We start from the raw sequence: 22,189 nt of genomic DNA on the forward strand, positions 1-22,189 counted from the left end.
CACGCTCAACGTAACGGCGCGCAGGATCACACGCCTCCCGGAGTCGGCCGGACGCATGTTCAGCGCCCCCGGGTTCCCATTGGGAGAGATCTACACAGCTATCGTGCTCGGGCGAAGGGGCCGTACAGGAAAGCGAAGGGCCGCACGGGAGAGCGGGCCCGGCGGGGTACAGGCAAGGAGTGAACTGGTGGGGGCACCGAAAGCGCAGGACACGGCCAAGAGGCTGCGGGCGATCAGTGACGAGTTGTCGGAGCGTTTCTACGAGCGGGCCGACGTGGTGCGCACGCTGGTGGTGACGCTGCTCGCCGGACAGCACTCGCTGATTCTCGGCCCGCCCGGCACCGCGAAGTCCGAGATGGCCCGCGAGCTCACGGGCAGGGTCGACGGCGCGTCGTACTGGGAGATCCTGCTGTCGAAGTTCACCGCGCCGACCAGGATGTTCGGTCCCGTCGACGTCGCCGCGCTGGCCCGGGGCGAATACCGCCAGGTCTACGAGGGCCGCGCCACGACCGCGCATGTGGCGTTCATCGACGAGATCTTCAAGTGCTCCACGGCCGCCCTGAACGAGACGCTGGGCTTCCTCAACGAGCGGATCTACCACCCCGAGAGCGGCGGCGAACCGATCCGCTGCCCGCTGATCGGAGCGATCACCGCGAGCAACGAACTGCCCACCGGGGAGGACTCCGCCGCGATCTACGACCGGCTCCTCGTGCGGATCGAGGTCGGATACCTCGCGGACCCCTCGAACTTCGCCGCGCTGGTGCGCTCCGCCGTCGGCCGCCCCGCGGCCCCACATCGGACCACGGTCGAACTGGACGCGTTGCAGCACGCCGTGGCCGAAGCCGTTCCGGCCGTGGCCGTCCCCGATGTGATCGTGGACGCGGTGTGCACGCTGCGGGCGGCCCTGCGCCGCAAGGAGCTCGTCGCCTCGGACCGGCGCTGGCGGCAGGCGGTGGGCCTGCTCCAGGCGTCCGCGTACCTCGACGACCGCCCGGCGGTGGCCGAGAGCGACCTGTCGGTCCTCACCCATGTGCTGTGGGACTCCCCCGCCGAGCGCCCGACCGTCGAGCGCGAGGTGCTGCACCTGGTCAACCCCGACGCCAAGGAGGCGCTCGACCTGGCCGACGCCATCGAGGAGATAGAGGCCCAGCTCGACGCGATGGCCGGGCAGTCCCGCGAGGCGCTGAGCGACTGGGTCATCAAGAAGGCCCACAACAAGCTCGCCATGGCGGGGAAGCGTCTTGAGACGCTGCGCGCGGAGGCGGCAGGGGCGGGCCGTTCCACCGCGGCCATCGACCGGGTGACCGGCCGCCAGCGCGCCGTCCGCGCCCGTGTTCTCACCGAGGCACTCGGGGTGGACGCGAGCATGGTGCAGGCCCAGTTCTGACATCGGGGAGTACGCATGGACGTGGACGAGATACCGGGCAAGCTCCCCGGCCTGACGAACCAGGCCGGGAGGTGGCTCGGTGGGGCGACCGCCGTCCCCGAGCGGCACACCGCGGCCGTGGTCGCGGACCGGTTCGACCGGATCGCGTGGCGCGACACCCTGGAGCAGTCGGCCGGGCTGCGCGAGCTCGCCGACGAGCTGAACCAGCGGCTCGCCTACGCCACGGATCTCCTGACCGACGTGTTCCTGGCCGCGTACAAGGCCGGCCCGCGTCTTCGCGAGCGCTCGCGCATGGCCCCGTCGCGGATGGTCAACCACCAGGTCATCGCCTCCCTGCTGGAGTCACCGGAGTTCGCCGAGCTGCACCGCGAGACGGCCGAGGACCCCTACGCCGCAGCCATGGCCGTACTCGCCCAGGCCCCTGCGATGCGCCGGCTCCTCGACCGCTCCCGCGAGGCGCAGGCGCGAGCCGAGCGGGCGGACGAGGCCGAACAGGACGCCGGGGAAGCCGCGGCCGCCGTGGGCGAGGCACTCCAGCAGGCCGCGGCATGGGCCGACGAAGAAGGCACCGTGCCCGCCCCTGCCGCGGACGCCGTCCGATCGGCGATCGAGGCCGCCGAGTCCGCCGAGTCCGCCGCGCGCGCGGCATCCCGGGTCGCCGAGCAGGCTCTTGGCGCGGGGGCTCCCGGCGTCCGTGCCGCCACACGGGGCGCGGCGGCTCAGGGCGCACGGGCCGTGCGGGACGAGGCCGCCCTGATGCGGGCCTGGGGTGTCGGACCCGGCGAGCTCGAGCGGCTGCCGTTCGAGCAACGGGCCCGGCTCGCCGAGCGGCTGCGCACCAGCCGCCTCGCCCAGTGGGCCGAACTGATCGGCCGCTTCCGGCAGATGGCCGACGGCGAGCGCGCCCGCAAGGTGGAGAACGCCACCGGTGAACTGATCGGCGTCACACTCGGCGACGACCTCTCCCGCGTGATCCCCTCCGAGCTCGCCAACCTCGGCCTGCCCGCACTGCGGGCGGTGTTCGCCGCGCGCTACGCCGCCGGAGAACTGATGCTCTACGACAGCCAGGGCGAGCAGAGCACCGGCAAGGGCGCCGTCATCGCGTGCGTGGACACCTCGCACTCCATGTACGTGGAGGGACCGGGCGGAGTCACCCGGGAGGCGTGGGCCAAGGGGTGCGCCTTGGCCCTCCTCGATCAGGCCCGCCGTGCCGGACGTGACTTCGTCGGCATCCTGTTCGCCGCCGCCGACAAGCTCCAGGTCTTCCGCTTCCCCGCCGACGAGGGCGCCGACATCGCCCGGGTACTCGACTTCGCGGAAACCTTCCTCGGTGGCGGGACCAGCTACCAGAGGCCGCTTTCGGCGGCCGTCGGACTGCTGGAGGAGGAGTTCGCCGACGCCGCCCGCTCACGGGGCGACATCGTGATGCTCACCGATGACGAATGCGGCGTCACCGAGGAGTGGATGCGCGGCTGGAACAGCGCCAGGCACCGGCTGGGATTCCGCGTCTTCGGCGTGGCCGTCGGTGCCCCGCCCGCCGCCGAGGCCGGCTCGGTCCTCGATGCCCTGTGCGACAACCTCCGCTCCATCGAGGACCTCACCGATGTCCACGCGGCCGCCGATCTGTTCCGCGTGATCTGACCGCCCTTACGTGCGGGCGGTGTCACCGAGCGTCCCGGCCCGCTCCTTCGACGGTTCCTGCGGCTGGGGGGAGGCGTCCGCCAAGTGGTCCCGCTCCGCCTCCGGGTCCGTGAGCCGGTTCAGCCGGGCCGGGACGTCGAAGCCCACGAGCAGCACCACGATCACCGTGCCCGCGAACGTCAGGACGGCCAGCGCCTGCCCCAGATCCATGCCGTCGGCGAGATGCGCCCCGAGGACCGGTGCGACCGCGCCGCCCAGCGCGCCCACGTTGTACGTGAAGCCGAGCGCCGCGCCCCGGCTCTGGGTCGGGAAATGGCCGCCGATGTAGCGCGGCAGCAGACCGGAGATGCCGAAGCTGGTCGCCTGGAGCAGGAACAGCAGGACCCCGAGCAGCAGCAGGTTGTCCCGCACCGCGAACACCGGATAGACGAAGGCGAGGGAGGCGAGCAGCGTCAGCGCGTACGCCTTCTTCGCGCCGATCCGGTCGCCGAGGAAGCCGGCCGCCCAGCAGCCCACCATGGTGCCGAAGCCCGCGAAGTACAGGACGTCGGTGACCTGGTCCGTGCTGTAGCCGAGGTCGGTCTTGAGGTACGTGGGCAGCAGCGCCTGGATGGGCCAGGAGTAGAGGAACGCGAAGAACAGCGTGACGATCATCGACAGGTACAGCGCCCAGCCGCGCTTGCCGCCGAGCTGGACCGCGAAGGCGGCCAGCGAGAGACCGGCGACCACGGAGAGCACGGGCACCAGGCCGGCGCCGCCCGGCGTGAAGACCAGGAAGAGCGAGAGCGTGGCGACCACGGTCAGGACCGTGTTGGCGGTGGCCCGGCCACGGGTGGCGAACAGCGGGCGGAACGGGTTGGGCTTGGCGCCCTTCTCGGCGACCGTCTCGGTCCACTCCGCCGCTTCGGGCAGCGCGCGCCGCATCCACAGCGCGACCACGATCGGGATCAGACCGATGTAGAACATCCACCGCCAGCCGAGCGAGGGCACCACCCAGTTGTAGACCTGCGCGGCGAGCACCGAGCCGACCGAGAAGCCGGAGATGAGGAAGCCGCTGGCCCGGCTGCGCAGCTTCGCGGGCCAGCTCTCCATGACGTATGTGGCGCTGGCGCTGTACTCACCGGCCATGCCCATGCCGATGGCGAGCCGCGCGGCGAAGAGGCTGTGGTAGTTCCAGGCGAACCCGCAGGCGAACGTGCCCAGGGAGTAGAGCAGGATGCTCAGCACCATGGAGGTCTTGCGGCCGTACCGGTCGCCGAGGGCGCCGAGGACCGCGCCGCCCAGCCAGCGGGTGATGAAGGCGCCGGAGATCAGGCTCGCGGCCTGCACGGTGCTGAGGCCGAACTCGTCACTGATCTCGGTGAGGACCAGTGTGATCAGGACGAAGTCGAAGCCGTCGAGGACATAGCCGATCCAGGCGGCGAAGAACGACTTCCACTGGGTGGTGCTCACTTCGCGGTACCAGCGGGGCTTGGCGGGTGTTGAGGTCTGCACAGTGACTCCAGGATGCGGGGCGGCGCTCGTCCTTGAGCAGCCGGTCGCCCAAAGGGGACAGGTCAGTGCTTGGCGAGGCCCGCGACGAAGCGGGCGGTCAGGGCCGTGGGCGCGGTGATGGCGGTGCCGACGACGACGGAGTGGGCGCCGCGGGCCAGGGCTTCGGCGGCTTCTTCGGGAGTGGTGACGCGGCCTTCGGCGACCACGGGGACGTCGATCGCGGCGGCGAGGCCGGCGACCAGGGTGAGGTCGGGGCCGGGCTGCTTCGGTGTTCCGGGGACGTAGCCGGACAGGGTGGTGGAGACGAGGTCGGCGCCCTGCGCGGCCGCGGCGACGCCCTCGGCGAGCGTGGAGACGTCGGCCATCACCAGCGCGCCGGCCGCGTGGACGGCGGTGACGAGCTCGGCGAAGGTGGAGCCGTCGGCGCGCGGCCGGTCGGTGGCATCCGCCGCGACGACGGCCGCCCCTGCTTCCGCGACCGCCAGGGCGTGCCGGACGGTCGGGGTGATGTAGACGCCGGTGTCGCCGTCCTTCCACAGGCCGATGACCGGCAGTTCGACGGCCGCGACGACGGCGGCGACGACGTCCGGTTCGTTGGCGCGGATCGCGGCACCGCCCCCGGCCTCCGCGGCCCGGGCGAGCCGTACGAGGGTGCCGGTCTCCCGCATCGGGTCACCGGGCGGTGCCTGGCAGGAGACGATCAGGCGGCCTCGGAGCGCGGCGGCCAGATCGCTCGCGGTCCACGGCTGCTGCGTGGTCATCGACGGACTCCAGGGTGGTGAAGGGGCAGGTGGGTGGTGAGGGCGGCGGCACCGCGCACGGCCGCGTCGGCTCCGAACACGGGGGCTTGCGGTACGAGGCCGCGCAGCGGCGGCATCAGTTCCGCGGCGAAGGCGGCGGCCAGGGCGTCCCCGTACAGGGCGCCGATCCGGGGGACGCCGCCCCCGACGACGACCCGGTCCGGGCCGAGGGCGTTGGCGAGGCCGCCGAGGGCCTGTCCGGCGGCGAGCGCTCCGGTGGTGATCGCGTGCACGGCGTCCGCGTCTCCCCGGCCGGCGCGTGCGGCGACGGTCTCCAGGTTCTCCGCCGTGGTGCCCGTGAGCCGTTGGTAGTGGACGGTGATGCCCGGCCCCGACGCGATGGCTTCCAGGTGGCCGCTCGCCCCGCAGGAGCAGGGCAGCCCGGTGGCCGCGGGGCTGGGCACATGCCCCAGGTGGCCCGCGATGCCCGCGGCGCCGTGCAGCATCCGCCCGTCGACGGCGACGGCGCCCCCGACGCCGGTCCCGATGGCGGCGAACAGCAGCGAACCGTGCGCCGTGCCCAGCGCCGCGAGCTCCGGCCCGGCCGTGGCGCGTACGTCGTTGTCGCAGGCCACCGGTATGCCGGTACGGTCCGCGAGCCCGGCGCCCAGGGCCGTGCCCGCCCATCCGCCGATGGAATCGGTGGCGCTGGTGACCAGGCCGGTGCGGGGATCGATGACCCCGGCGGCGGCGACGCCGAGCGCCGTGGCGATGCGGCCGGGGTCGACCTCGGCGGCGGCCGCCGCCAGCGCGTCGAGCACGGCGTCGGCGCCGCTGCCGGCCGGGGTGGGCCGGGTGTGCCGAGCGAGCACGGTACCGTCGGCGCCGATGAGCGCGGCAGCGATCTTCGTGCCGCCGAGGTCGAGGCCTATGTGTGCGGAGCCGGTGGCGCCCGCCGGGGAGCCGGAGCTCATCGGACCGGCGGCAGACCGGCGGCGCGCAGTCGCCGCGCCACCAGCGCGACCGACTCGGCGGACAGCTGGATCTGCGGGAAGGCGGTGTCGCCGCACTCGATGACGCCGAGCAGGCGCAGCGCCGCCTTGAACGAGCCGAGCGCGGAGGAGCTGCGGCCCATGTCGGCGTCCGGTCCCACGTCGACCATGCCGAACAGCTCGACGAGCTGCTCCTGCTCCTTCGCGGCGAGCGCCCAGTCGCCGGCCAGCGCGGCCTCGTAGAGGCGGACGTACCCCGCCGGGTCGACGTTGCCGATGCCGGGAACCACGCCGTCGGCGCCGGCCAACAGGGCGGCGTCCACGGTCAGTTCGGACCCCGTGAGGATGCTGAAGAGCGGGGCGGGGCCCTGGGCGCGTCCGTCGCGGCCGCCCAGTTCGACGATCAGGCGGCGCAGTCCGCCCTCGTCGCCGCTGCTGTCCTTGAGCCCGGCCAGCGTGCCGTCCTCGGCCAGGGCACGCACCATCGCGGGGGCCAGCTTGCTGTGCACGGCGACGGGGATGTCGTACGCGAACAGCGGGAGGTCCACGCTCGCGCGCAGACGGCGGAAGTGCCCGGCGACCTCCTTCTCGTGCGTGCGGGTGTAGAAGGGCGCGGTCGCGACAAGGGCGTCGGCTCCCAGCGCGGCCGCGGCCTTGGCGTGCTCGACGACGCGTGAGGTCGTCGTGTCGATCACGCCGGCGAGCACCGGGACCCGGCCGTCGGCGGCGTCGACCACGGTCTTGAGGACCGTGGCGCGCTGCTCGTCGGTGAGGTAGGCGACCTCGCTGGTGGAGCCGAGGGCGAAGAGGCCGTGCACTCCCCCGTCGACGAGGTGGTCGACGAGCCGGGCGAGGGAGGCGGTGTCGACCTCGCCCCGGGAGTCGAGCGGGGTGCAGACCGGCGGGACGACGCCGCGCAGCGGTGCGGACAGAGACATGGTGGGGCTCCAGCTCAGGTGGCTCGGGTGACTCGGATGGCAAAGGTGCATGCGTCGAACCGCCGCTCTGGGCGATTACGCGACTCGAAGAGGTGGGACGTAAGATGTCCTACGTCTTGCCTCACCTTAAACAGATGCTCCCGCCGACGGTCAAGGGGCAATCGCACCCCGCACCCCAGGAGGACGCAGTGGCCCGCCCCACCACCGCCCAGGACACCGAGCGTCAGCTGAAGGAGCTGATCTTGGAGCGCCGGCTGGCTCCAGGCGACGCGCTGCCCACGGAGGCAGAGCTGATGGAGCTCTTCGGGGTCGGCCGGGTGACGGTGCGCGAGGCCCTCAAGGCACTGCGGGCCGTGAACGTCGTCGAGATCCGCCGGGGCTCGGGCACCTTCGTCGGCTCACTCTCCCTGTCACCCTTCGCCGAAGGCCTCGCCTTCCGGGCCGCCGTCAGGCACCGCCTGGGCGAGCCGGGACTCTTCGAGCTGATGAAGGTGCGGGAGGCGCTGGAGGCGGGCCTGGTCGGCGCGGTCACCGCCGGGATTCCCGCCGATGACCTCGCGGTGCTGCGGGCCCTCGTGGGCGAGATGGAGGGCGAGGCCCGCGAGGGCCGGGTGGCGCGTGCCACCGACCGTGCCTTCCATCTCGCGCTCTACGCCTCGCTCGACAGCCATCTGCTCAGCGAGGTGCTCGACGCCTTCTGGGCCGCCATGGACCGCGTACGCGAAGACCTCGACGACGGCCATCAGGACCCGGCCATCACCTGCGCGCAGCATCGCGAGATCGTCGACGCCATCGCGGCGGGGGACGGGGAACGCGCGGTGCGCGCCATGCGGACCCACTTCGACGGCATCCGCACCCGCCTGGAACCGGCCGCGGAGGGTGGGCCGGCCGAGGCGCTCAGGGAGTGATCGCCACCGTCGCGCCGGCCGAGGCCCGCTTGCCGCCCGTCCGGTAGGTGGCGGTCAGGTCGACATTGCCCGAGGCGTCCGGCGGCACGGTGACCGGGACCTTGACCGTCGCGCCCCGGCCGGCGTCGAGCGCGGGCACCGTGACCTGACGCGTCGTCCACCCGCCGGGCACCGTGAGATCGAGGGTGCCCTGCGCGCGGTGTGCGTCCATCCGGTTGACCACCCGCACCTCCACCTTGCCGTTCGCGCCCGCCTTCAGGGCCGCGGGCGGGGCGATCGTGATGTCCGCGCAGGTGCCGCCCAGCCAGTCCAGGTCGAAGGAGGCGTAGGTGATGTGGGCGTAGCCGCCGCGCTCGTAGAGCAGTCCGACGCGCCCGTCCGGCAGCTTGGTCAGCGTCGAGTAGGCCGCCCTGCCGGGGTCGACGGCCTTGCTGACCGGCCACGTCCTGCCGTTGTCGCAGGACATCTTCACGGTGAGGTCGCGTCGCTCCGTGCTGTCCTCGGTGTTGCTGAACAGCAGCCACGAGGACCGTGGATGCGAGGCCGGGGCCCCGGGCTCGTACCGCATGATCGAGGCGTTGTTCGCGGGGTCGGTGAGCCGCTTGTCCTGCTCGAACGGGGTGTAGTTGACGCCGCCGTCGGTCGAGTAGGCGATCGTGCGGTAGGGCTTCGAACGGTTGTTGAGCATGATCCTGCCGTCGGACAGCTCGACGGTCTTGTTCTCGTCGCCGCCGGGACCGACCGGATTGCCCATCGTCCAGGTGGCCCCGTGGTCGTCGCTGTACGCGCTCGCGGCGTAGTTGGCCTCGTCGATGCGGATCACGTACTGCTGGATGAGCCGCCCCTTGTGTGGGCCGTGCCGCAGTTGGATGCCCTCGCCCGACGCCGCGAACATGCCGGCCCAGGACGGGTCCTTGAGCTGTCCGGTGATGCGCCGGTGGGACCACGTCACCCCGTCGTCGTCCGAGTAGCTGTAGTCGGCCTGCAGGATGTCGGGGTCGCTCTCGTCGTTGCCGGTGCCCGAGCCGGGGAATCCCTTGTTCACCGAGGAGGCGTAGAAGACGAAGATCCGGCCGGTCGTGCGGTCGACGAGCAGGCTCGGATCGCCGTGTCCCTTGGGGGCGGCGTCCTTGCGCACCACCTGCTGCGCCGTCCACGTCTTGCCGCCGTCGGTGCTCCGGCGCAGGACGACGCCGATGTTGCCGGGCAGGTCACCCAGGGTGGGCCTGGCGTCGTAGGCGGCGAGCAGCGTTCCCTTCCCCGAGGTGGTCAGGGCGGGGATGCGGTAGTGGGGCGAGCCCACTCCGTTGGTGGTCAGGTCCTGGGAGGCCGGCTCGCCCGGGGCGGCGGGGCCGCCGTGCGCGGTGCCGGTCGCGGTGCCGGTCGCGGTGACGGCGAGCGCCGCGGCGGACAGCAGGGCAAGGGGAGTTCTTCGCTGCATGGACGATCCGTCCTCGGGTTCCGCGTGGTGGTCGTAGGCGCCGGAGCAGGTGGAGGGCAGGCAGATCGCATCCATCGTCGCGATCAAGAACGCCGCCGAAGCGGTGACGCGCGCGGCAGACAGGGGGTATCGCGGCGCGGCGGGGCAGGTCCCGCAGGACCATCCGAAGGGCGTCAAGGGGTCCCGCCCTGCCGAGGACGCACTCCGACGCAGCAGCGAGGAGGGACTACGCGCAGGTCAGGCCTGTGCGGCGTCCCGTGCGCGAGCCTCGGAGATCCGGCGTCGCACCGGCGCGTAGTGCTCGCCCAGCGCCTTCGTGAAGGCGGCGACGTCTCCGGCCCGCGCGGCGTCCACGATGCTCTGGTGCGCGGCCACGGTCTCGGCCTCGTCGGCGTGGGTGAAGCCGTCCAGATGCGGCGCGACGATCGCGAACACATCCCAGAAGGCCATCGAGAGCTGCCCGACGAGTTCATTGCCGAGCGGTTCCACGAGCAGCGCGTGGAACGCCCGGTCCGCCTCGACGAAGCCGCGCCCCTCCCCTTCCCCCGCACCCTGCTCGCGCATGGTGGCCACGAGGCTTTCCAGCGCGTCGAGTTGACTGGAGCCGAGCGTGGTGACGATCCGGTCGGCCATCCCGCGCTCGACGAGTTCGCGTACGTCGACGAGGTCGGCCAGGACCTGGAAGTCGTCGCCCGGCGAGAGCAGCCCGCGGAAGGTCAGGCTCTCCACCAGGGCCGAGAGGCTCAGCCGGCCGACGTAGGTGCCGTGGCCGTGGCGGACCTCGACGATGTCCAGGGCGTCGAGGATCTTGACGGCCTCGCGCACGCTGGAACGGCTCGCGCCCAGCGCCTCGCACAGCGCCGGCTCGGTGGGCAGCGGATCCCCGGGGCGCAGTCGCTCCTCGAGGATGTAGCGCTTGATGCCCTCGACGACTTCCTGCCGGAGCAGCTGCCGACCGGACTTCGCACCGACCACGGGTGAACTCCCCACCTCTTGACCCCTCTCGACCACCGGGCTACCGTCCCACGCTACCAAGGCATCAGACATCTGACGTCTTAGGTTTCCGCACGACACGCAGCTTGGCCAGCGGGCGCACGAGGTGGCGCGTCACCTGCCAGGCGATCAGAAGAGAGACCAGGAGCAGAGCAGCATCAGCCGCGGCGTGGGCCAGGCCGGTGAGAGCGGTCCGGCCGATCAGAACCGACCCGGACAAACTGGTGAACCAGCCCACCACGATCACCGAGGAAGCCGCCACGGCGACCGGCACATCGCCGAGGCCCACCGCGCGAGCGTCCGCGTCGGAGTTCGAAGCTCTCCGCATCGGCGCCACCGAGCGCGACCAGCAGCCAGAAACACAGGACCACGGGGAGCGCGGCGCTGAAGAGAATGCCCGGGAACCCGGCCACGGCCCGCAGGAACTCCCCCATCCCCTCGCCCCCTCCGCCCTCGCGTACTCGCAGCAGCACGGGTCCCGGTGCCGGGACCCGCTCGCGCGACCCGGCACCGGAACTCGCCCCCCGTTCCTGCCTTCGTCATCCTGGCCTTGAGGGCGACTGCCACGCATTGCCGTAAGTCGGCAGTCTTTACGCGTTGTTGATGCCGGGCGCCGCGAACGAACGCGGGAGCCTGGACGAGCGACGGACGACCACAACGTGGGGAGAGGCGTGGATGGGGATGAGCTCTGCGGCGAGGCGGACACCGTTGCCGATCGGTTCGGGGCAGAGTTCGACGAGGCGGTGTCGCTCCGCCGTGCGCTCCTGTCACTCTCCACTCGATGAGCCCGCCCACCCCTCGGCAGCGAGCCCGAGACCGCTTTCCACTATGCTTCGTCGCACAACCGCCCGCGCCGAGATGCGATCCGGTGCTCCAACGCCAGCGAGAAGCTCCGCGACCTGCGTGTCCTTGTAGGCCTATTTCGGTTCCGGGGTGTGGACCGTGCCCCGGTGGCAACATGTACACGTGAGTCAACGCCGATCGGAGTGTCATCGATATGGGTCTGAGTCCCGAACCCGATCACAGGTCCCGGGATGCGGCTCACTCGGGTTCCGAGTTCATCGAACTGCTCGAGGTCATGTGGGAACAGGGACGTGAGGCCGTTCCGACCGGCCCCGTGTCCCCGTCCCAGTTGCGCGTGCTGTACGCGCTGGACCGCGAGGAGGGCATCAACCTGCGGACGCTCTCCGAGGCCCTTGGATCGGCTCCCCCCTCGGTGAGCCGCCTGTGCGACCGCCTTCAGGCCACCGGATTGATCGAACGCACGCCCAGTCCGGTCAGCAGACGGGAACTGGAGCTCCGCCTCACCGGCCACGGCAGGGCCTATCTCACCGACCTGCGAGCGCGGCGCGAGAGCATACTGATGGCCACCATCGACGCCATGCCGCCCAAGGCACGCCGCGCCCTGCTCGAAGGGCTCAGGGCGTTTCGTGACGTGGCGACCGCGTCCGAGAAGGACGACGGGGGAGCCAGATCCTGGCGCTCGGCCGGTTAGACCTCACCGCTGAGCGCGCAGGCCGGCTCGCCCTCGCCCCCGACTACCGTCCGAACCAGTCGAGGCAGACCACGAGAGCGTCGTCCTCCAGGGGCAGCGCACCCCGGTACTCCCCGAGATCACGCAGCACCGCCTGTGGCACCTGCGCCGCGGGAAGCAGGCGATGCGCCGACAGGGACCGCGCCAGCGCCCGCTCCCCGTACCGCTCCCCCGCCTTCGAGACGCTCTCGTAGACCCCGTCGCTGCTCACCAGAATGCGGTCACCCGGTTCCAGTCGCAGACGCTCCGCGACGTAGACCGTCTCCTCGAACATGCCGAGCGGAAGCTGCGCGTCGACATCGACGGACTCGACCGCCCGGTTTCGGTACCTCCACATGCGGGGCGATCCGGCGTCGACGACCTCGACCTCTCCGGTGGCGAGATCGAAGCTCAGCAGCAGGACGGAGGCGTGCAGCTCGCCGCGGTACTGCGCGTAGACGGCCTGGTCGGCGAGGCTCGCCTGGCCGGCGAGGTCGAGCCCCGCGCGGCGGGCATTGCGCAGCGCGCTCACCACGAGATTGGTGAGGAGCGCCGCCTCCATCCCCTCGCCCATTCCGTTGGTCACGGTGAGCGTCAGGTGCTGGGAGGAGACCGACCAGTCGAAGTTGTCGCCGAAGATCGCGTACGCGGGCTCCAGGTGGGCGCCCAGCTGGAACTCCGGACGCGACACCGAGCGGCCGGGCAACAGCTGCCACTGCATCTCGGCGGCGAGCGTGAGACGGACGGTCCTGCGCGCGAGGAGGTACAGGTCGGTGTCGCGTTCGGCGACCAGGATCTCGTGGCCCAGCGCCTCACAGACGCGCTGGATCTCCGGCAGGTGCGCGAGCTCGAAGCGTGTTTCGGGGATGGTGACCGTCAGTACGCCCATCCGGTCCCCTCGGACCGTCACCGGCAGATGTATCGTCGCCGTGCCCTCGCCCCTCGACTCGACGCGCGGCTCCTGGGCGCCGTAGGCCCTGCCCTGCGGACTGTCATGGATCGACACCGGCTCGGTGGTGTACGGCACTTCCTCCACCATCTGGAGGGTGGTCAAGCCGTAGTCGGCGAGCCGCAGTTCCACCCTCTGTGCGCCGTACTCCTCGCGCAACGCCCCCGTCACGACATCGAGCAGCAAATGGGGCGCCGCGTTGCGCAGCGCCCGCTCGACGGCAGCGAATCTGTCCACGTGATCCTGCTTCTCGTTTAGCCACGCCGAATTGAGGGCCCGGCCGACAGCATCCCCGCTCCGTCGGCCTTCGGCGCTCGGGGACATGCACTCAGTCCAACACGGAGCGCCCGAAGAGTCACTCCGGTGGCTGAGGCTGCCAGGTATGGGCGAATGCCAGGCTGAAGCCGGGCAACCTCCCACATCGTACGATGCACGGGGACAACTATTTCCCCACAGCAAGAAAATTTGGTTCAACGCACATGCCTGCCTTGAGCCGGGGCAGGGGCGGTACGAGGAAGCTTCGTAGACCAGGGGAGGTAGAGACATGGCACTGATCTCTGAGCAGGCTGCCGGGACCACACGTGAGGACCGGATGTCAGCCGCGCTCGACACACATACGTCGACCGAGACGTCCGCTTTTGAGGGTGACCTGCCGTGGATCGAGGACACGGACAAGGTCGCCCCCAAGGATGCCCGGGCGCTGTCGAAGATGTTCTTCGACCGGCTGCAGACCTTGGAAGAAGGCACGCACGAATACCAGTACGCACGTAACACCCTTATCGAGATGAACCTGACGCTGGTGCAGTTCGCGGCCCGGCGGTTCCGCAATCGCGGCAACGGCGACATGGAAGAGATCATCCAGGTCGGCACCATCGGCCTCATCAAGGCGATCGACCGGTTCGACCTCAGCCGTGAGGTCGAGTTCGCCACGTTCGCCGTCCCTTACATCCTCGGCGAGATCAAGCGGTTCTTCCGCGACACCACCTGGGCCGTGCATGTGCCGCGCCGCCTCCAGGAGCTGCGTGTGGAGCTCGCCAAGGCCAAGGAGGAACTCGCCGCTCATCTTGACCACGACCCGACCGTCAAGGAGCTCGCCGAGTACCTGGACCTGACCGAGCAAGAGGTCATCGACGGCCTCGTCGCCTCGAACGGTTACACCGCGGGCTCCCTGGAGGCGCCCACCGACGGCGGTGAGAGCGCGGCCACGCCGACGCGCACCCTGGCCGATGTGATGGGCGGGCCCGATCCGGCCATGGAAGCGGTGGAGAATCTGCATACCCTGGCACCGCTCCTCGACGAGCTCGACGACCGGGAGCGCCGCATCCTCGAACTGCGCTTCGGCCAGGAGATGACGCAGTCGCAGATCGGCTCCGAGCTCGGCGTCTCCCAGATGCACATCTCCCGCCTGCTGACCGGCACCCTCAACAAGCTCCGCAGGGGCATGCTGGCCTGACGCCACCGCCGGCCGGCGCATTTTCCATCGGACATCCCTACAGACACGTCACCAACTGCGGGCCTCGGAGCGCCATCAGCGCTCCGGGGCCCTTGCCGCGCCCGCACTCGCCGCTCCCACGCATCCCAGTGCCAGCCACTGCGTGACGTTCAGGTCCTCGCCGAGTACCAGTACGCCCGCCAGGCCCGCGCTCGTCGGCTCCAGGCTGGTCAGCACGCTCACCGTCCGGACCGGCAACCGCCGCAGGGCCGCCAGTTCCAGGGAGTACGGGATGACCGCCGAGAGCACGGCCACCACGGTCGCCGGGAGCAGAAGCGAGGGGGCAAGCAGGGCGGCTCCCTGGTCCGCCACGCCCAGCGGGAGTGTCAGCACGGCCGCCCAGGTCACCGCCAGGGCCAGCGGGCCGCCTCCCGCGCTCCTGCCGCCCGCTTTCTTGCTCAGGAGCAGATAGGCGGCCATCGACGCACCCGCGGCAAGCGCGAGCAGCACACCGGGAAGCGGGAAGTCGGCGCCGTGGGGGACCTGGAAGAGGAACACCCCGCACCCGGCAAGGACCGCGCAGCCCACGTCACGCCATCGGCGCGAGGTCAGCACGGCCAGGGTAATCGGGCCGAGCAGCTGGAGCGCGCTGGCCAGTCCTAGCGGCAGCAGGAGCAGCGCGGGATAGATCAGGTTCATCCCGGCGATGGCCGTCCCGAAACCGAGGATCAGCGCCACATCCGTACGGCTGCGCGGCATGGAGGGCCGGTAGAGGACCAGCAGGAGCACCGCGGCCAGTCCGAGGCGCAGGGCCACGGCCCCGGACGCGCCGACGGCGTCGGCGAGTTGCCTGCCAAAGGCCTGCCCGAACTGAAGGCTCAGCACGCTGCCGAGCATCAGCGCGGGAGCGGGAAGCTTCGTCATGCCTCAAGGCTCTGCACCCTGAACGTGCACATCCAGCAAATGAATGTGCACGAAACCCTTTAGGCTTCCCTGCATGATTGACCACCGGCTGCACGTCCTCCAGGCGCTCGCCGAGCACGGCACGGTCACCGCGACCGCGGGCTCCCTGCATCTGACTCCCTCGGCCGTCTCCCAGCAGCTACGGCTGCTGGCCCGTGATCTGGGGGTGGAGTTGCTGCGCCCCGAGGGGCGTCGCGTGCGCCTGACACCGGCCGCGCACATCATGCTCCGGCACGCCGACGCCCTGCGGGCCCAATGGGAGGCGGCTCAGGCGGAATTGGCCCAGCACGGCGCGGGGACCCAGGGCGCCAGGGGCACGCTGCGGATCTGCGGGGTGTCCTCGGCGCTGGCCGCGCTCGCCGCTCCGGCCGCCGCCCGGCTGCGGGAGACCCACCCCCTTGTGGAGTCGCTGATCATCGAGGAGGAGAGCGCCGAGTGCTACCGAATGCTGCTCGCCGGTGAGACCGACGTGGCCCTCGTGCTGCCCGGCCCCGACGCGCCGCCCGTCACGGACTCCCGCTTCGAGCAGACCCCGCTGCTGACCGACCGCCAGGACCTGCTGGTTCCGGTCGGGCACCGGCTCGCCCGGCCCGAAGGAGTCGCGCTCGCGGAAGCCGCCGGGGAGGCGTGGGTCGTGAAGAAGGCGAACAACGACACCTATCCGCTGGTGATGGCGGCGTGCACGGCGGCCGGCTTCACGCCGCGCGTCACCCATCAGGTCAAGGAGTGGTACGCGGTCTCCTTGCTCGTCGCCGGGGGGTTCGGCGTCTGTCTCATGCCGAGGATCGTGCCGCTCCCCCAGCACGCCGTCACCCGGGTCCCGTTGCTGGGCACGCCCGTTCCCGCGCGCCGCTACCTGACCGCCGTACGGCGCGGCAGCGGTTCACACCCGCTGGTGGCGGCCGGACTGCACGCTCTGGGCGAGGCGTCGGCCGCTCACGCGGGGGCGTCGGCAGAGTCCTCTGCGACGTGAGCCTCGCCTCACCCGCACTCAGATTGATCTGATCTTCCACGGGCACACGGGCGGAGCGATGGACGCACCGCGCCCCGAGAGAGGATGCTCATGCTGCTGGCACACCCTGTGGTCCTGGCGGATCTGGTGGAACGTTACAAGGCCCTCGCCCTGCTGCGGGCCGACCAGGGAAGCGCCGAGAGCCGCCAGGAGTATCAAGACGTCGCCTACAGCCTGTGCCTGGCCACCGGCACCAGCGACATCGACGCCGCCCTGGTGGCCGCCAGCCATCAACTGCCCGGCGCCCGCCCCACCGACGACTCCCTCCTGTCGGGCGAAGCCCTTCTGTGACGCATCCAAGGGGTTCCGCCCGCCCGGGTGGCACCCCTGTTATCCGGCCTCTCCGGCCCGCTGCGGAACCACCGTGTACTTCGGGTCCTGTGCCGAGGCGACACCGGCCGCGAAGATCCCGAAGCGAGTGCAGGCGGAACCGGCGAGCAGGGCCACACCGCCGGCCACCGCTCCCGCGCGGCTGCGACCGCCCCACACCACCGCCCCGGCGGCGCCCGCCGCCGTGAGCCACCGGGCGCACCGCATCAACCGCCCGGCGCGGCCCTGCCGGTAGGTCTCGGCGACCATGCCGAGGCGCTGCTCGGCCGCCCGCACCGTCGCCACGTCAGCCGCCGCGGCCAGGACCGCGGCACAGCGGGCCGGAGCCGACTCGTCCAAGGGGCCGGTCACGAGGGCCATACCCGACGCGGCAGCCGTGGCGGACGCCGCGAAGACGTACGGAAGTTCGCGGTGCGCTCCGTGCCAGGCGGGCACCGCGGTGTCGGCGGCGAGCACAGCGGTGTACGCCGCCACGAGCGGACCGAGCGCGGCGGCCGTGCCGGTGGCTGCGGCGCCGATCCTGGGCAGGCGCCCGGTGGTCGCGCAGACTGCCGCCGCCCCCGCGGCGGGCCCGTACGCGGCGAGGAGCCACGACCCGACGCTCATCGGTGAGGTCGGTTTGAACACCCGCAGCATGTTCGGGAAGCGGCTCGGCACCCCGAGATCGTGGATGAGCGCGGCCGCGGCCAGCGACACGGCGCCCAGCGACGACATCTTCATCGCGGTGGCCGTGCTCCCACGCCCCGTCAGCTGCGCGCCGGCCGCCAGCACGGAACCGCCGCCCGCGAGGCCGCCCAGGAAGAAATATCCCGCGATGTCCGTGGCGGACCAGGACGGGGCCTTGATCACCGGCCTTCCGTAGTAGGAGGCGAACTCGGCCTCCGGCACCATGAGTTGCTCGCCCCGGCCGCCCCGACGGCCCCGGCCTCCACGGCGGCGGCTCACCGGACTCCCCTCCTGCGTGCCAGAGCGGGCAAGGCGAAGGACAGGGCGAAGCCGCCGAGCAGGGATGCGGCGGCCGCGCCCGCGTGTTTCCACATGGCGGGGAGGTCGCGGGTGGTCACCACGGGGTCGGGGGGCAGCCCGTACACCTCGGGTCTGTCGAGCAGCAGGAAGAAGGCGCCGTCGCCGCCGACCCCGTCGTCAGGGTCGTCCCCGTACAGGTGGGCGCCGGTCACGCCCGCCTCGTGCAGTTGGTCGACACGCAGCGCGGCCCGCTCCCGCAGCTCCTCCAGCGGCCCGAACTGGATGGACTGGGTGGGGCAGGCCTTGGCGCAGGCGGGCTCCTGTCCGGCGCCGAGCCGGTCGTAACACATGGTGCACTTGAACGCCCGGCCGTCCGACGGGCGTTGCTCGATGACTCCGTACGGGCAGGCGGGCACGCAGTAGCCGCAGCCGTTGCAGATGTCGTCCTGCACGACGACCGTGCCGAACTCCGTGCGGAAGAGGGAGCCGGTCGGGCAGACGTCCAGGCACGCCGCGTGCGTGCAGTGCTTGCACACGTCGGACGACATCAGCCAGCGGGTCTCCCCCATGCCCTGCGCGGCGGCCGGGGCGGCGCCGTCCCCGTCGGCGAGCGGAAGCTGCGTACGCCCCTGCGGCTCGGGCACCGTCTGTTCGATGAAGGCCACGTGCCGCCAGGTGGACGCGCCCAGGCCCTGGGTGTTGTCGTAACTCATCCCGGTCAGGGAGAGCCCGTCCTCCGGGAGCGCGTTCCACTCCTTGCAGGCCACCTCGCAGGCCTTGCAGCCGATGCACACGGAGGTGTCGGTGAAGAAGCCGACCCGAGGGGGCGGCTCCGGGTGACCGGCGTCGCGCGCCGGGTCGGGTTCGAGCCCGCTCAGCAGGTGGCGCTCCGTCATTTCCTGGCCTCCGTACCCGTGGTCGCAGTGATGCCGGCCCGCCTGCGATACTCGGCGACCAGCTCGGGCAGTGCCGGACCGCGCGGGCGGCGCCCGGGCCGGATGTCCGCGGTGAGGGCCTTGTCCTCCTGGATGTGGGCGTTGGGGTCCAGCGCGATGGCCACCAGTTCGTTGGCCGCGTCCCCGGTGGCCACGCCGTTGGGGCCCCAGTGGAAGGGCAGGCCGATCTGATGGACCGTGCGCCCGTGCACGGTGAGGGGCTTGATCCGTGCGGTGACCATGACCCTGGCCTCGATCGCGTTGCGGGCCGTGATGATGGTGGCCCACCCGGCGTGTTCGAGACCGCGCTCCGCGGCGAGCTGCGGCGAGACCTCGCAGAAGAACTCGGGCTGCAGTTCGGAGAGATAGGGCGACCAGCGGCTCATGCCGCCGGCCGTGAAGTGCTCGGTGAGGCGGTGGGTCGTGACGATGTACGGGAAGACGTGACTGCCGGGCTCGCCCGCGCTGGGGTGGTAGCGGTTGCCCTCCCGTGGCAGCAACTGCCGTACCGGAGAACGCGGCGTCGAGGGGTAGAGCGCGTTGGGGAACGGCGAGTCCTGCGGTTCGTAGTGGGTGGGCAGCGGACCGTCCTCAAGGCCCGCGGGTGCGTACAGCCAGCCCTTGCCGTCGGCCTGCATGATGAAGGCGTCGTCGCCGCGCAGCGCGTCGGCACCGGTCGCGCCCTTCGGGGGTACGTGATCCGGGGCCCGGTCCGGCACGAAGTCCGGGACGTCGTGCCCCTTCCACTTCCCGTCGGCCTCGTCCCACCAGATGTAGGCCTTGCGCTCGCTCCACGGTGTGCCGTCGGGGGCGGCCGATGCCCGGTTGTAGAGGATGCGGCGGTTGGCGGGCCACGCCCAGGCCCACTCGGCGGCGACCCAGTCCTGCTCCTTGCCGGGCTTGCGGCGGGCCGCCTGGTTGACGCCGTCCGCGTACACCCCGCAGTAGATCCAGCAGCCGCACCGCGTCGAACCGTCGTCCCTCAGCTCCGTGTACGCCGACAGCGGGGCGCCGTCGGCGCCGTGACCGTTGATCTCGGCGAGCACGGTGGCGGCCACCGGCTCCTCCAGCGGCCCCTCGACCGGGTAGTCCCAGGTCAGGTCGTGCACGGGCTGGTCCATCGGGTCGCTGGACCCGGCCAGTTTCGCCTTGATGCGCCGGCCCAGGTGGTACGTGAACCACAGGTCGCTGCGCGCGTCCCCGCGCGGCTCGACGGCCGCGTGATGCCACTGCACCCAGCGGTTGGTGTTGGTGAACGAACCCGACTTCTCCGTGTGCGCGGCGGCGGGAAAGAAGAACACCTCGGTGCCGATGTCCTCGGTACGCATCTCGCCCGTCTCGATCTCGGGGCCGTCCTGCCACCAGGTCGCGGACTCGATCAGCGAGAAGTCGCGTACGACCAGCCATTCCAGGTTGGCCATCCCGAGGCGCTGCAGCCGGGTGTTGGCGGAACCCACCGCGGGGTTCTCGCCCATCAGGAAGTAGCCCTTGCAGACGCCGTCCAGCTGCGCCATGACCGTCTCGTACGTGGAGTGCGAGCCGGTCAGCCGTGGCAGGTGGTCGAAACAGAAGTCGTTCTCGGCGGTGGCCGCGTCGCCGTAGTAGGACTTCAGCAGGCTCACGAAGTAGGCGCGCATGTCGGCCCAGAAGCCCTTGTCCGTACGACTGGCGTCGATGAACGCGTCGAGCGTCTGGCGCTCGTGGGCGTGCGGCATCGGCAGGTAGCCCGGCAGCAGGTTGTAGAGGGTCGGGATGTCACTCGACCCCTGGATGGAGGCGTGACCGCGCAGCGCCTGGATGCCGCCTCCGGGCCGGCCGATGTTCCCGAGGAGCAGTTGCAGGACACTGGCGGCCCGGATGTACTGCGAGCCGACCGAGTGCTGGGTCCAGCCGACCGCGTAGGCGAACGCGCTGGTCCGCTCGCGGCCGGAGTTCGCGGTCAGGGCGTCGCAGACCCGCAGAAAGGTCTCACGCGGCACCCCGCAGCTCTCCTCGACCACTTCGGGCGTGTAGCGGGCGTAGTGCCGCTTGAGGATCTGGTAGACGCAGCGCGGATGCGTCAGGGTCTCGTCGCGGGGCGGCTCCCCGCCCGTCCGCGCCCCTCCCGAACCGTGCGTCTCCGGCTCACCTGATTCGCGTACGCGCTTCTCGTACTGCACGTCGACGTCACCAGCGGGCGCCTGTACGTGGACTCCCTCGTACTGCCAGCTGGACGGGTCGTAGTGGCGCGTGTTCTCGTCCAGGCCGGAGAAGACGCCGTCCAGGTCCTCGGTGTCGCGGAAGTCCTCGCCGACGAGTGTGGCGGCGTTGGTGTAGGCGAGGACGTACTCCCTGAAGTCCTTCTCCTCGGCGAGGACATGATTGATGATCCCGCCGAGGAAGGCGATGTCGCTGCCTGCCCTGATCGGTACGTGCAGGTCGGCGAGGGCGCTGGTGCGGGTGTAGCGCGGGTCGACGTGGATGACGTGGGCGCCGCGCGCCTTGGCCTCCATCACCCACTGAAAACCCACGGGGTGCGCCTCGGCGAAGTTGGACCCCTGGATGACGATGCAGTCGGCGTGCTGGAGATCTTGCATGAAAGTGGTCGCGCCCCCTCGTCCGAACGAGGTGCCGAGGCCCGCGACCGTGGAGCTGTGGCAGACGCGGGCCTGGTTCTCCACCTGCACCACGCCGAGCCCCGTGAGGAGCTTCTTGATGAGGTAGTTCTCCTCGTTGTCCAGGGTCGCTCCCCCGAGGCTGGCGATGCCCATGGTCCGGGCGGTGCGCAGCCCTTGCCCGTTGTCCCACTCCCAGGTGGCGCGCCGTGTCCGGATCACCCGCTCGGCCACCATGTCCATGGCGGTGTCGAGGTCGAGCGGCTCCCAGTCCTTGGCGTACGGGCGCCGGTGGAGCACTTGGTGGCGTCGGGCGTCCCCGGTGGTGAGCTGGAGCGTCGCCGAGCCCTTGGGGCACAACCTGCCGCGGCTGACGGGCGAGTTCGGGTCGCCCTCGATCTGGACCACCCGCTCGTCCTTGACGTAGATCTCCTGCCCGCAGCCGACCGCACAGTACGGACACACCGAGGAAACCACCCGGTCAGCGGTGTCCGTACGCGGCCGAATGTGCTCCGTGTGCCCGGACATGGCGGCCCGCCCGCGGCCCAGCGGGTCCTTCTCGGACAACTGCCGGTAGACAGGCCATCGGCTGATCCGCCTGCGCACGCCCATGGCACGACCTTCCCTGCGTCCATGGCGCCCGCGTCCGGCGACGGGCACCTGCTCCAGGCTCGCCCAGTACGGCTGGGGCGGCGAGCCGGGCGTCCCGCCGCTGCGTGCGACCAGGTACCCGTGAACGGCCGGCCGATACATCGCCCCACATGCTCCACCACCTCGCCTATGGGCCTTCGCCGACGGTTCTGTGCGCATGCCCTCAGCTGCTTTTTGTTTCCCCTCCGAGTCCAGGGGCAGGCGGACTTCGTGCTTCGGACCGGAGGCGCATTCGCGGGGAGCGGTATGTCTTCTCCCGTCGGATGCCCGGCTCCGGGCCACTCCGTTCCTCCGCGGTCACCTGCCAGCC

At 71.3% G+C, this 22,189-nt stretch carries 19 protein-coding genes; 7 read left to right on the forward strand and 12 right to left on the reverse strand.

The genetic code is table 11. The annotated features are described in order from the left end of the window. The first annotated feature begins 187 nt into the window (after positions 1–187). A complete protein-coding gene (locus ACWD02_RS12515; protein WP_451208242.1) occupies positions 188–1,387 on the forward strand; it encodes an AAA family ATPase in 1,200 nt (399 codons plus the stop codon). A gap of 15 nt (positions 1,388–1,402) precedes the next feature. After that, entirely contained in the window at positions 1,403–3,028 is a 1,626-nt protein-coding gene (locus ACWD02_RS12520; protein ID WP_451208244.1) for a VWA domain-containing protein, read from the forward strand. Positions 3,029–3,034: 6 nt separating this feature from the next. Here ACWD02_RS12520 and ACWD02_RS12525 read toward each other — a convergent pair whose 3' ends face one another. From ACWD02_RS12525 to ACWD02_RS12540, 4 genes are all read right to left on the reverse strand, one after another. Beyond that, a complete protein-coding gene (locus tag ACWD02_RS12525) occupies positions 3,035–4,522 on the reverse strand; it encodes a sialate:H+ symport family MFS transporter (RefSeq protein WP_451208246.1) in 1,488 nt (495 codons plus the stop codon). A 62-nt stretch (positions 4,523–4,584) separates the two neighbouring features. After that, positions 4,585–5,283: an N-acetylmannosamine-6-phosphate 2-epimerase gene (locus ACWD02_RS12530; protein WP_451208249.1), complete on the reverse strand. Its 699-nt coding sequence runs from the start codon at positions 5,281–5,283 to the stop codon at positions 4,585–4,587. Next, positions 5,280–6,236 (reverse strand): ROK family protein, encoded by a 957-nt coding sequence (locus ACWD02_RS12535; protein WP_451208251.1) that lies wholly within the window; start codon positions 6,234–6,236, stop codon positions 5,280–5,282. The genes ACWD02_RS12530 and ACWD02_RS12535 overlap by 4 nt, the downstream gene beginning before the upstream one ends. Then, entirely contained in the window at positions 6,233–7,192 is a 960-nt protein-coding gene (locus ACWD02_RS12540; protein ID WP_451208254.1) for a dihydrodipicolinate synthase family protein, read from the reverse strand. The genes ACWD02_RS12535 and ACWD02_RS12540 overlap by 4 nt, the downstream gene beginning before the upstream one ends. Before the next feature lie 188 nt (positions 7,193–7,380). Here ACWD02_RS12540 and ACWD02_RS12545 point away from each other — a divergent pair, with 188 nt between their 5' ends. Then, complete coding sequence (locus ACWD02_RS12545; RefSeq protein ID WP_451208257.1) at positions 7,381–8,100, forward strand: FadR/GntR family transcriptional regulator; 720 nt, start codon at positions 7,381–7,383, stop codon at positions 8,098–8,100. On the opposite strand, the gene ACWD02_RS12550 is transcribed toward ACWD02_RS12545, so the two are convergent. The 3 genes from ACWD02_RS12550 to ACWD02_RS12560 form a co-directional block, all read right to left on the reverse strand. Then, the gene (locus ACWD02_RS12550; RefSeq protein WP_451209177.1) at positions 8,090–9,541 is read right to left on the reverse strand and encodes an exo-alpha-sialidase; all 1,452 of its coding nucleotides are present in this window, start codon (positions 9,539–9,541) and stop codon (positions 8,090–8,092) included. The genes ACWD02_RS12545 and ACWD02_RS12550 overlap by 11 nt on opposite strands. Positions 9,542–9,778: 237 nt before the next feature. Continuing rightward, a complete protein-coding gene (locus tag ACWD02_RS12555) occupies positions 9,779–10,516 on the reverse strand; it encodes a FadR/GntR family transcriptional regulator (protein WP_451208260.1) in 738 nt (245 codons plus the stop codon). Between the two features lie 64 nt (positions 10,517–10,580). Further along, the gene (locus tag ACWD02_RS12560; protein WP_451208263.1) at positions 10,581–10,823 is read right to left on the reverse strand and encodes a hypothetical protein; all 243 of its coding nucleotides are present in this window, start codon (positions 10,821–10,823) and stop codon (positions 10,581–10,583) included. Positions 10,824–11,531: 708 nt separating this feature from the next. On the opposite strand from ACWD02_RS12560, the gene ACWD02_RS12565 reads away from it, so the two are divergent. Beyond that, positions 11,532–12,029, forward strand: coding sequence for a MarR family winged helix-turn-helix transcriptional regulator (locus ACWD02_RS12565; RefSeq protein ID WP_451208266.1), 498 nt, complete (start codon positions 11,532–11,534; stop codon positions 12,027–12,029). Positions 12,030–12,072: 43 nt separating this feature from the next. Here ACWD02_RS12565 and ACWD02_RS12570 read toward each other — a convergent pair whose 3' ends face one another. Beyond that, positions 12,073–13,233: a PP2C family protein-serine/threonine phosphatase gene (locus ACWD02_RS12570; protein WP_451208268.1), complete on the reverse strand. Its 1,161-nt coding sequence runs from the start codon at positions 13,231–13,233 to the stop codon at positions 12,073–12,075. 307 nt (positions 13,234–13,540) lie between these two features. Between ACWD02_RS12570 and ACWD02_RS12575 the strand changes: the two genes are divergently transcribed. After that, positions 13,541–14,449 (forward strand): RNA polymerase sigma factor SigF, encoded by a 909-nt coding sequence (locus ACWD02_RS12575; RefSeq protein WP_451208270.1) that lies wholly within the window; start codon positions 13,541–13,543, stop codon positions 14,447–14,449. Between the two features lie 75 nt (positions 14,450–14,524). Here the strand turns inward: ACWD02_RS12575 and ACWD02_RS12580 are convergent, their stop codons facing one another. Next, the gene (locus tag ACWD02_RS12580) at positions 14,525–15,352 is read right to left on the reverse strand and encodes an EamA family transporter (protein ID WP_451208272.1); all 828 of its coding nucleotides are present in this window, start codon (positions 15,350–15,352) and stop codon (positions 14,525–14,527) included. A 73-nt stretch (positions 15,353–15,425) separates the two neighbouring features. On the opposite strand from ACWD02_RS12580, the gene ACWD02_RS12585 reads away from it, so the two are divergent. Further along, positions 15,426–16,364, forward strand: a complete 939-nt coding sequence (locus tag ACWD02_RS12585) for a LysR family transcriptional regulator (RefSeq protein WP_451208275.1) — start codon at positions 15,426–15,428, stop codon at positions 16,362–16,364. Positions 16,365–16,454: 90 nt separating this feature from the next. Beyond that, a complete protein-coding gene (locus ACWD02_RS12590) occupies positions 16,455–16,694 on the forward strand; it encodes a DUF5133 domain-containing protein (RefSeq protein ID WP_451208279.1) in 240 nt (79 codons plus the stop codon). Positions 16,695–16,733: 39 nt separating this feature from the next. Here ACWD02_RS12590 and nrfD read toward each other — a convergent pair whose 3' ends face one another. From nrfD to fdh, 3 genes are read right to left on the reverse strand one after another with little or no spacing between them, the layout of a single operon-like run. Continuing rightward, the gene (gene nrfD / locus ACWD02_RS12595; protein ID WP_451209179.1) at positions 16,734–17,624 is read right to left on the reverse strand and encodes an NrfD/PsrC family molybdoenzyme membrane anchor subunit; all 891 of its coding nucleotides are present in this window, start codon (positions 17,622–17,624) and stop codon (positions 16,734–16,736) included. Between the two features lie 50 nt (positions 17,625–17,674). Next, positions 17,675–18,595, reverse strand: coding sequence for a 4Fe-4S dicluster domain-containing protein (locus ACWD02_RS12600; RefSeq protein WP_451208282.1), 921 nt, complete (start codon positions 18,593–18,595; stop codon positions 17,675–17,677). Then, positions 18,592–21,840 (reverse strand): formate dehydrogenase, encoded by a 3,249-nt coding sequence (fdh, locus tag ACWD02_RS12605; protein ID WP_451208286.1) that lies wholly within the window; start codon positions 21,838–21,840, stop codon positions 18,592–18,594. Before fdh ends, ACWD02_RS12600 begins: the two co-directional genes overlap by 4 nt. Positions 21,841–22,189: the final 349 nt, after the last annotated feature.

Source organism: Streptomyces sp. NPDC002853, assembly GCF_053591915.1.